This window comes from Mangrovibacillus sp. Mu-81 (assembly GCF_036867415.1).
GTDB lineage: Bacteria > Bacillota > Bacilli > Bacillales > Bacillaceae_B > Rossellomorea.
The window spans coordinates 91888-102634 of sequence record NZ_JBAJHU010000012.1 but is presented as its reverse complement, the minus strand read 5'-3'; the positions used below and the strand labels follow the sequence as shown (position 1 = coordinate 102634).

The 10747-nt window shown below is 42.2% G+C and carries 9 protein-coding genes and 1 pseudogene; 5 read left to right on the top strand and 5 right to left on the bottom strand.

The window, feature by feature from the left end; genetic code table 11:
* Positions 1-32 precede the first annotated feature (32 nt).
* Entirely contained in the window at positions 33-2741 is a 2709-nt protein-coding gene (acnA, locus tag V6B33_RS19020; protein ID WP_334219258.1) for an aconitate hydratase AcnA, read from the bottom strand.
* A gap of 327 nt (positions 2742-3068) precedes the next feature.
* On the opposite strand from acnA, the gene sspO reads away from it, so the two are divergent.
* Positions 3069-3218, top strand: coding sequence for a small acid-soluble spore protein O (sspO, locus tag V6B33_RS19015; protein ID WP_172248698.1), 150 nt, complete (start codon positions 3069-3071; stop codon positions 3216-3218).
* A 116-nt stretch (positions 3219-3334) separates the two neighbouring features.
* Here sspO and V6B33_RS19010 read toward each other — a convergent pair whose 3' ends face one another.
* Positions 3335-3472, bottom strand: a complete 138-nt coding sequence (locus tag V6B33_RS19010) for a small acid-soluble spore protein P (protein ID WP_032088517.1) — start codon at positions 3470-3472, stop codon at positions 3335-3337.
* 119 nt (positions 3473-3591) lie between these two features.
* Between V6B33_RS19010 and V6B33_RS19005 the strand changes: the two genes are divergently transcribed.
* Positions 3592-3852, top strand: coding sequence for a hypothetical protein (locus tag V6B33_RS19005; RefSeq protein ID WP_334219257.1), 261 nt, complete (start codon positions 3592-3594; stop codon positions 3850-3852).
* Between the two features lie 87 nt (positions 3853-3939).
* Here the strand turns inward: V6B33_RS19005 and selA are convergent, their stop codons facing one another.
* Positions 3940-5355, bottom strand: coding sequence for an L-seryl-tRNA(Sec) selenium transferase (selA, locus tag V6B33_RS19000; RefSeq protein ID WP_334219256.1), 1416 nt, complete (start codon positions 5353-5355; stop codon positions 3940-3942).
* Positions 5356-5454: 99 nt separating this feature from the next.
* Here selA and V6B33_RS18995 point away from each other — a divergent pair, with 99 nt between their 5' ends.
* The gene (locus tag V6B33_RS18995; RefSeq protein ID WP_334219255.1) at positions 5455-5862 is read left to right on the top strand and encodes an Hsp20/alpha crystallin family protein; all 408 of its coding nucleotides are present in this window, start codon (positions 5455-5457) and stop codon (positions 5860-5862) included.
* 40 nt (positions 5863-5902) lie between these two features.
* Here the strand turns inward: V6B33_RS18995 and V6B33_RS18990 are convergent.
* Positions 5903-6088 (bottom strand): annotated as a pseudogene (locus tag V6B33_RS18990) (Rdx family protein); the annotation flags it as partial.
* Between the two features lie 205 nt (positions 6089-6293).
* On the opposite strand from V6B33_RS18990, the gene selD reads away from it, so the two are divergent.
* Together selD and V6B33_RS18980 are read left to right on the top strand one after the other, a co-directional pair.
* Entirely contained in the window at positions 6294-7346 is a 1053-nt protein-coding gene (selD, locus tag V6B33_RS18985; RefSeq protein WP_442915559.1) for a selenide, water dikinase SelD, read from the top strand.
* Between the two features lie 190 nt (positions 7347-7536).
* Entirely contained in the window at positions 7537-8340 is an 804-nt protein-coding gene (locus tag V6B33_RS18980) for an EAL domain-containing protein (RefSeq protein WP_334219262.1), read from the top strand.
* 45 nt (positions 8341-8385) lie between these two features.
* Here V6B33_RS18980 and V6B33_RS18975 read toward each other — a convergent pair whose 3' ends face one another.
* Entirely contained in the window at positions 8386-10620 is a 2235-nt protein-coding gene (locus V6B33_RS18975; protein ID WP_334219253.1) for an AAA domain-containing protein, read from the bottom strand.
* Between the last annotated feature and the right edge of the window lie 127 nt (positions 10621-10747).

Genomic DNA, 10747 nt, shown 5'->3' with positions numbered 1-10747 from the left:
GATAAAATCTCAGGGCTTTCTTCAATTATTTATTATGCTTGGAACTTGCCGCGAAGTACCATTTGCAGGATACCACCGTGGCGGTAGTAGTCAACTTCAACTTCAGAGTCAAAACGGGCAAGTACTTCAAATTCTTTCTTCGTACCATCTTCGGCAACTGCAGTAACAGTCAGGATGTCACGAGGTTTCACATCGTTTGTGATATTGACAGAAATTGATTCCCTTCCTGTTAAGCCAAGAGTTTCAGCGCTTTCACCTTGTTTAAATTGAAGTGGAAGGACACCCATCATCACAAGGTTTGAACGGTGAATACGCTCGTAGCTTTCAGCGATGACTGTTTTAATTCCAAGAAGATTCGTGCCTTTAGCAGCCCAGTCACGTGAAGATCCCATTCCGTAATCTTTACCAGCCAGTACTGCTAAGCCAGTGCCGTCTTCCTGATATTTCATGCATGCATCATAGATAGCCATAACTTCTTCTTCTGGCCAGTAAGTCGTAAATCCGCCTTCAGTCCCTGGAGCGATTTGGTTTCGGATACGGATGTTTGCGAATGTACCTCGCATCATTACCTCATGGTTACCGCGACGGGATCCGTAAGAGTTGAAATCACGCGGCTCTACACCGTTAGCACGCAGGTACTTACCAGCTGGTGTATCCTTACCGATCGCACCTGCAGGTGAAATGTGGTCAGTGGTCACTGAATCACCGAATTTACCCACGACACGAAGGCCATTTAATCCTTGGATATCTTCAGGTGTCGGAGCCAGTCCTGTAAAGAATGACGGATTCTGGATATACGTTGATTTGTCATCAAAGCTGTATAATGGTTCGTTGCTGGTCTGAATTTCATTCCAGCGCTCATTTTCAGAGAACACATGCTCATATTCTCTGCGGAATAGTTCAGGAGTTACTGTTGCTTTAACAACATCCTTCACTTCATCCTGTGATGGCCAGATATCCTTAAAGAATACATCATTTCCGTCTTTGTCTTTGCCGATTGGCTCATTTTGAAGATCGATATCCACAGTGCCTGCTAGTGCGTAAGCAACGACAAGCGGTGGTGAAGCAAGATAGTTAGCTTTCACTAGTGGGTGAATACGTCCTTCAAAGTTACGGTTACCGGAAAGTACAGATGTCAATAGAAGATCTGCATCCGAAACTGCCTTTTCGATTTCCGGACGAAGTGGACCAGAGTTACCGATACAAGTTGTACAACCGTAACCTACCAGGTTGAATCCGATTTCCTCCAGGTAAGAAAGAAGACCGGAGTCCCTCAGGTACCCTGTCACGACTTTAGAGCCGGGAGCCAGGGATGTTTTAACGAAATCAGGAACGTCCATTCCAAGTTCTACAGCTTTCTTAGCTACAAGACCCGCACCAAGCATTACATACGGATTTGATGTATTTGTACAGGAAGTGATCGCTGCGATACCGATGGCTCCGGTTGGCATCGTAACATCTGTGCCGCCCTCTGTTGTATATTTAGCTGTTTTGTTGATTTCAGAAGAATCAAGACCAAAGCCTTGGACACCTTCTTTAGCGGTAATTGATTTATGGAACGTTTCTTTCATATCAGAAAGCGGGATCAAATCCTGTGGACGTTTTGGTCCGGAAAGGTTTGCTTCCACTGCAGAAAGATCGATTTCCACAACATCAGTGTATGTTGGTTCTTCTTTTTCTGGTGTAAAGAACATTTCGTTCTGCTTTAGATATTCTTCCACCATCTTGATATGCGTCTCGTCACGGCCAGTCAAGCGTAAGTAATCAAGTGATTCTGAGTCGACTGGGAAGAATCCGCATGTTGCACCATATTCAGGTGCCATATTAGCGATCGTCGCACGGTCAGCAAGCGGAAGTGTCGCAACACCTGGTCCGAAATACTCGACGAATTTTCCTACTACGCCTTTTTGGCGAAGCACTTGCGTTACTTTAAGTGCCAAGTCAGTGGCTGTTGCTCCATTTGGAAGCTCGCCGGTGAATTTAACACCGATAACTTCAGGAATCGGGAAGTATGAAGGCTGGCCAAGCATGCCCGCTTCCGCTTCGATTCCTCCGACACCCCAACCAAGAACACCGATACCGTTGATCATCGTTGTATGAGAGTCAGTACCTACCAGCGTGTCCGGGAATGCCTCAAAATCACCTTCTGTTGTTTCCACAGCGTGGACAACGTTTGCAAGATACTCTAAGTTCACCTGATGGACGATCCCTGTAGCGGGCGGAACAGCACGGTAGTTTTCAAATGCTTTTTGAGCCCAGCTTAGGAATTGGTAACGCTCGGCATTACGTTCGAATTCAAGGTCCATGTTTGCTTTCAATGCATCTGCTGTACCGTACTTGTCAACTTGTACAGAGTGGTCAATGACCAGGTCAACAGGAATTTCAGGATTGATTTTTTGAGGATCCCCGCCGATGTCTGCCATTGCTTTACGCAATGAAGCCAAGTCAACAACAGCCGGTACTCCGGTGAAGTCCTGAAGGATAACACGAGAAGGCTTAAATGGAACCTCCGCATCCTTGCTTGATGCTCCCCAATTTGCCAGGTTTTCCACGTGTTCCTTATTGATTACACGTCCGTCAAACTGACGAAGTACTGATTCAAGTAATACCTTCACACTGTAAGGTAAACGATTAATGTTTGAAACGCCTGCTTCTTCAAGTGCTTTTAAACGATAGTAATGATAACGTTTTCCTTCCAGTTCGAAAGAAGATCGTGCATTAAATACATCGTTCTTTGCCATTTCGATTCCCCCTCTAACTACATTACACATAAGTCGAAAAGTTTTCGCTGTGAAACTAACGAACTTTTCTCACATTAACAATCTTAATACAAGCGATTACATAAGTAAATAACAATAAAGTTATTGTTTTTGATAAGTTTTACTTATCTGAATATGTAATCGTCTTTTGTTTTGTAACAAAATATTGATAATACAGTATTTTTGCTCTTGTCAAAAGATGTCGCCTGAAGAAAAATGTTATTTCGATAAAACAATTAGCACTTGTAATGGTTTTCCTCTAATACAGTAAACGTATGGAGGCATCCTATTCATATGGAGGTGTTACAATTGGCTAAACGAAAAGCAAATCATGTGATGAATGGAATGAATGCCGCAAAAGCACAGGGCAAGGGTGCCGGTTATAATGAAGAGTTTTCCAATGAGCCGTTAACGGAAGCTCAGCGACAAAACAATAAAAAGAGAAAAACAAATCAATAGCTTCTGCTTGCTGGAATGGTGCAGCCGGAACATATGGCACTTCCCTTCTGACTTACCCCTTCTTTATGAAAATAAACAAAAAACTCTGCAAATGAACGTGCAGAGTTTTTTGCCATTTACATATCGTGATTGCTATTATGCTTTTGACGGGTATGGTTTTGATTTTTCACTTTGTGAGAGCCGCTTAACGGTTCTGGCTGCCCTGATTGCTTGGGGGCGTTTTTTCTCATATCCTTACTGTCATTTTTGTTCATGTTCCATCCCTCCTCCTAATTAGAATGGATTTGGCGGGGAGAGTTTATGCATACGTATAGATCTTTGCTGAAATGCCTATAATATAAAGGCTATTTTACTTTTGAAGGAGAGAAAAACAATGCCTTACAATAAAGATAAACAACAAGCATTTCAAGCTGCTCAGCAGGGATTCACTGACGTTCAACATACAGTAAATGAATTGGTGCTGGATGGGGGAAGCTATGGTTCCCAGCTTTCCCACTTAAGAAATGAAGTCAACGAAGCATATCAACAAATCGAAAATGCCCTTGAAGTGGCTACAGACACCCAGAAAGCTCAGCTGCAAAAATTCAAATCTGACATTGAAACGATTGTAAATGAAGTAAACGGACAACAATAAAGCAAAAAGAGGCCATTCCACCATATGGGATGTGCCTCTTTTTGCATTTAAGTCCAATTTCAGCCTGGATAGAGGAGCATGATGTCCTCAACGATCTAATTCTTTATTTATTGTAACGAGTACGTCGATGACTTCTTCCTGTTCTTCCATTGAAACGGTTCGTAAATCGATAAGAAGGCGCTCTTGCTGAATACGCGTAATAATCGATGGTTCGCTTACTCTTAATCGCTCGTGAAATTCATGGAGGGAAAGGCGATGCTCAAGTATAGAAATGAGATACGTATCCAACTCTACTTCGGGCATGGTCCCTCCACCGATTCTGCTTTTTCCTTCCACGATTTCAAGTTTGAACGTACCATCTTTCTGCATCAACTGTTTCACCAAAGACATTGCTTGCTGGAGTATTTCTTCTTTCGGACGGGTTATATCGTTAATGGCGGGAATCTTATGTTCCTCTTCTTTGAGATAATGCAGCAAAGTCATCTCAAGAGCCGCCAGCGTCATTTTATCAACTCGCAGAACACGTGCGAGCTGATGTTTTTTTAGTAAGTCGATAATTTTCTTCCTGCCGGCGATAATGCCGGCTTGAGGTCCTCCCAACAGTTTGTCACCGCTGAAGGAAACGAGATCGGCACCCTGATCGATCACTTTTCTGACCAGAGGTTCATTCCCGATGCCGTGGTTTGAAAAGTCATAAAGTGCCCCGCTCCCCAGATCTTCATAATAAATCACTTGATCATGTTCATTGGCAAGTTCCGCCAGCCTGCCTGTATCTACGGAGGAAGTGAATCCTTTCATGATAAAATTGCTTTGGTGCACTTTCATGATCATCGCTGTTTCCTCACCAAGCTGTCGGTGATAGTCCTGTAGATGAGTTTTATTCGTCGTTCCGACTTCAACTAGCTTTGCCCCGCTTTCTTCCATGATGGTAGAAACACGGAAGGATCCACCTATTTCTACAAGCTCCCCTCTGGATACAATCACTTCCTTATTTTTTGCAAGTGCAGTAAGTATGAGAAACACTGCTGCAGCATTATTGTTAACGACCATCGCAGACTCCGCACCTGTCAATTCACATATGAACTTTTCTGCATGTGTATGGCGAGATCCTCTATTGCCGTTCTTTATATCATATTCCAGATTATTATAAGAACTTGCCACATTACACATGTGCTCGATTGTCTCGCGTCCCAACCGCGCCCTGCCTAAATTTGTATGTAAAATCGTGCCGCTTGCATTGATGACTCTATGTAAAGACAAGGACAGTTTTTCCTCTTCAAGGAAAGTGGCCAGAGTGAATATAGACCCGATAAAGAGGTCTGATTCCGGTATGGGGCCATTCCATACACCTTTCTGGATAAGGGTTCTTATATGCGTGACACTTTCCTTCACAAGGTCTGTCCCTTTTTCAAATGTAAGGTTCCGGCTCGAAATGAAGCGGTTGAATTCAGCTGTATGCTGAAGTTCATGGATCGGGGGTATTTGTCTCAGCTGTTCCTTCATGATTACCTCCTTTAGTAACTTTTCCCCATTATAACACCCTCACCTTTTAATGTAGAAAGAATAGAATGTGTAAAAGAGAAAGTAAGGGGTCAGGTGTAAATGGGAAAGGATAAGGAAGATTTTTATTTAGAGAACTGGGAAGAGAGAATGAAGGATTGGTTATTGGATCCCGATAAAGTTCAGCTAGATGAAAAAGAATTCCGAATTGACTTCCTCGACACGACAAATTCATTTATCGTGGAAGTCGAAACTGAAAATATTTGTCCGGATGAGCTGATTCTGATGAAGAAAGATCACCGGCTCGTTATATCGATTAGATTGAAGAATGAATTAAGAGCGAGGTGCAGGGATATTGAGTTTCCTTTTTGCCTGCAGCAGCGCGATTTAACTTATTCTCTGGAGCATCACACGATCGAAATCAACGTACCCAAACAGGAGTCTTCTAAGAGAACTTCATTAATCATCCGGGTGCAGGGAATATGTGATGATGATCCACATTCTCTCTAATAAATGAAAAAAGCCTGGGAACCCAGGCTTTTTTGAATACTTACATACTTTCAATCTCAGTAATGATGTCATTTACTTCAGGGAATACGCCTGTTTCCAATTTTGAATAGATCTTTTTGCTTCCTACCGTGATTTCGAAGGCTCCTCCTGATGATGGAACGAGAAGAACTTCTTCAATATCGTATCTGAAATGTGTAAATAGCTGTTCCGCGAAACTCGCGGCTTTTGGTGAATAGTTTCACCTTAAGCAGAATTCGATTTTAATTGTACGGTTATCCATGCCCTTACCGCCTTTCTATACTTTTATTGATTTCATTTTAAAGGAGAGATGAGCCTGAAGCAAATCAATTCGAGCAGTTCATTTTAGACTTTGCCCGTTCTCTTATTTTTCCTGTACAATGGAGGTATCTATACATAAAGGAGTGATAGCTATGAGTAAAGAAGAGATCATTCGGTTGACGTCTCTGTCCTCCAAAGCAGGCTGAGGATGCAAACTAAGTCCAAGTGACTTGGCGCAAGTTTTGCGCCAGCTGCCACCCCAACCCGAAACAAAAGAGTTGTTAGTGGGAAATGAATCCTCTGATGATGCGGGTATTTATCAACTAAACGATGAGATCGCTCTTGTTCAAACAGTCGATTACTTTACTCCTATTGTCGATGATCCTTACCTATTCGGCCAAATTGCTGCGGCGAACGCCTTGAGTGATGTGTATGCCATGGGCGGCACACCGAAAACAGTATTGAATATTGTCGGATTTCCGGTGAAGAAACTGGGCAGTGATACACTGGCACAGATTCTTACAGGTGCACAGGATAAAGTGTTGGAAGCCGGTGCTGTCACTGCAGGTGGTCATTCCATCGATGATGCGGAGCCGAAGTTTGGATTGAGTGTGACGGGAGTCGTTCATCCAAATCAGTACTGGACGAATAAAGGTGCTCTTCCTGGAGACTCATTGGTGTTGACGAAACCAATCGGGACGGGAATTCTGACTACTGGCATCAAACGTCAGGCTGTCACGAAAGATCAGGAAGAAGAAGTGGTATCAGCTATGTGTATGCTGAATAAGAGTGCCGCAGAGTTTTTACAGGACTATCAAGTAAATGCCGTCACAGATGTTACGGGCTTCGGACTTCTTGGTCATGCCTTCGAAATGGCTGAAGGAAGCAATGCAGCCCTGCATCTTACCTACTCCTCGATTCCGCTGTTGTCCGGTACAAGAGAACTTGCAGAAGCAGGTGTCATCCCAGGGGGATCGAAAGCTAATCATCTCTGGCTCAATGATGTCGTTTCATATGATTCGACACTGACAGAAGTTGAGCAGCTGATCCTTTGTGACGCGATTACCTCGGGAGGCTTATTGATAAGCCTGCCAAAAGACCAGGCATCAAAGTATATCGATGAGTTGCAGAAGCATTCATCATGTGGATGGGTAATTGGTGAAGTGAAGGATAGAACGGATAAACCTATCATTGTTTCGAAATAATTTTTTGTGAGCCTCAAGTGAAAAATAACAGGTTGGATCCTTGAGGCTCACTCCACTTTGTCTCCGCTGTATCAAGTATGAAATATATTGAGTAACCAGCTCTTATGCTGTCCCTCACCATTATCAGCCATTTACGACTCTCCCCTGAAAAAATAATAAACACAATTTCCTTTCATACTATACAAGTAAGATTGAACAGACATATAGCCGCAGAACCACGATAGAAAATGGATTAAGAGTAGCGCTTGAACAGAATCATTTTTTTCTTGTTTTTCAGCCTCAAATTCATGTTCAAACGAATGAAATTGCCGGAGTCGAGGTTCTTCTTCGGTACTGCCATCCTGTCCTTGGAATGATTTCTCCGGCCGAATTCATCCCATTGTGTGAAAATAACGGAATGATCGATGAGGTTACCCACTGGGTTATTAAGAAAGCATTGAATCAGCAGAATAAGTGGATTGAAGAGGGTTTGCCCCGTATGAAAATGGCGATAAATATCTCCCCTTCCACTATTGTTAATTCAGGCTTTGCCGATGTATTAAACAAATTCTTTAAAGAATCAAATGTATTCGGTGAGTTTATTGAATTTGAAATCACTGAAGATGTTTTCTTTGAGTATTCAAGTCAGACACTTCAGACCCTGAATGAACTTAAGAATATGGGAATCAAACTTGCACTGGATGACTTTGGCTCAGGATATTCCTCCCTGCGACAAATGAAAGAGCTGCCTCTCCATAAAATCAAAATCGATAAAGTGTTTATTGATCATGTTGAATTGGACAGAGACAGAGCATTTCTTGACAGTATCCTGGACTTAACTAAGAAACTGGAAAGCAGTGTAGTATGCGAAGGGGTGGAATCAAAAGTTCAGGTGGACTACTTGATATCAAAAGGAGATTTGATCGCTCAAGGATATTATTACAGCAAACCGTTGACTTCATCGGAATTTAAGATATGGTATGGAAGACATTTGCAGAATCGTGTCTTTTCTTGATAGAATAGCTAACCCCCTTGAGGTGTGAGGACGCCTAAAGGGGGTTTATTCGATAAGTTTAAAGAAATGCCGGTGGACCGATTTTGAAAATATTCGAATCTGATAAGGGTATCTTTTGTGCTCACCTGTCAGGAAACAATTAAACCAAAGAACCTTCTTATCTAAACTGAGAAATGGTATATTCGTGGTGGATTCTTTACAGGTGAACGGGACGTTTTCAAGGTCACTTTGTTTACATAGTATTTCCACAGTTACCTTTCTTCCTGCTTCCATTAATGCCTTCAACATCGCAGGAGGAATATCGCTTAAGCGATTTACATTAACGATGATCTCCTTCCTCGATGCATGCAGGTCGCTGATGATCCTTTTGTGATCGGTGATAGAGTACCATCTAAATCTTTTTGTAGAGCTTATTTCTGTATCAGTGAAAGACTGATTGTCATTTTCCACATAACCTTTGTTTTGGAGAAAATTGATCAGTTGGTGTATTGGCTGTGACCTGTGAGTTTTCTTCTTTAAGAAGTCATCGTCTGCAATCAGTATGAATTTGCCTCTCGCCCTTGTTACAGCAACATTGATAAGCCTTTCGCTTCCTTTGCGGGTAAGTAAAGCACCAGCTTTACCGTGTGCCTTCCCATCCACGGTATCGAATAGAATCATATCGTTTTCTGATCCTTGAAACCCATGAACGGTGGCCGCATATAAATTTGAATCCTCACTATTGAAGCTGGGTGCAATAAGTTCTTGAATCAGAAGGTTATACCATTTTGCCTGTGCACGGTAAGGAGTGACGATTCCAATTGAACGAATTCCATTTTCCAGTGCCTTCAAGGTAAGCATGATAGTGATGAAACTTGAAAGGATGTTCCATCTTGACCCTCGTTCTGCAGCTCCCCATTCCGAACCTTCCCTGAGTGAATAAAGAATGCTTCCTTGAAAGGGAAATGGCTCTCTTATTAGAATGTCTTCTCTATTTTTTGCAGCATCGGGGTGATCACTGACTTTGGAATGATAAATGAATTGGTTCGTAAATGCCGATATGTCAGGATGCATGCGTCTTTGCTCCGGAAGAAGAAGCAATTGCGGGTGCTCCTTCCCATTTTCCACTGAATCGGCAACCTTAGACAGATGAAAGATATCTTCCTTCAACCATTTCGAAACCAGTGGATGATAACTTGCCGCGATCGGAGGAAGCTGTTTGAAATCACCGCATATGATGATTTTCTTTGCTAAAGAAGCCGCGAATGCCACTTGAGGTACATATGCCATACTTGATTCATCGACAATGACAAGGTCGAATTCTTCATCATATATGATGGGATCGATCGCAGCTTTGGATAAGGTTGCCCCGATCACCTTTGCATCATGGACAAGCCCTCCTTCCCGCCTCTTGAGTTTTTCTTTCAGCTTTTGATAATGAATCTCCAATTGAGATAACCGCTCAGAGTCATAATGAGAGAATGACTTGGCAAGTTTTTTCTTCAGCTTCCTGCGATATGTCTCCACTTTATTCTTTTCATTAGCAAGTTCAGGATCCTTTTGCTCTAACAGCTGGGTTACACTTAAATCAGTAACATCCTCTTGATACGATTTACGATTGTCTCCATACCTAATGACATCCCCGGGTTTCCAGCGTTCATGTTCTGTGAGGAAATTGTACATTTCCTCTATTAATACATCCACCGCTGCATTGCTGTGAGAAAGGAGCAATACCCGTTTACCTTCTGAATAATGATAGGCTGCTACGCGAGCCAATGCGTACGTTTTACCGGTTCCCGGCGGCCCCCAGAGATATGTTACAGGATTGTATTTACTTCTTATATAGGCTTCATGTAAAGTGTTTTTTACAGAGACTGCTCTATGAAATGTATCTTTTGAGGGAAACATGAGCTCTTTTATTCTTCTTGATTTACCATGTCTCTCTTTTGCTTCATCAAGTCTATCCGTAAGTTTCTCAAGCAGTTCCCACGGTTCATATAAGAGCTGCCCGTTTGAAACGGGATCCCCAAGGAATTGATCGAATTCCAAGATGCATTCTCTTTTTTCAGAACTGATCACTTTCCCGTGAAACTCCCTTTTCCCGGTTTTAAATATAGCGGTGCTGCCTTCGGGAAGGGAAGCAGGATATGCAAGAGTGAACCAATAAATGAATGCAGAATCATCTTTTCTCAGGCATCTGCCTTCATCAATATAGATTCCATTAGATTCCATTTTCTTTAAATATGTAATTTCTATCTCTAGTGCTGCCTGCCATTCCTCTATCAATGAAGATATCTTCATATTGTAACCACCTGTATTTTTTTGAATTCAGACAAATAATAATCATAACAATTTTTATGTATGCTGTGAAGTTACAGCCTTGATTGAATGTATCGTTCATACAAAGGGGTTACAGCAAACAAAAGAG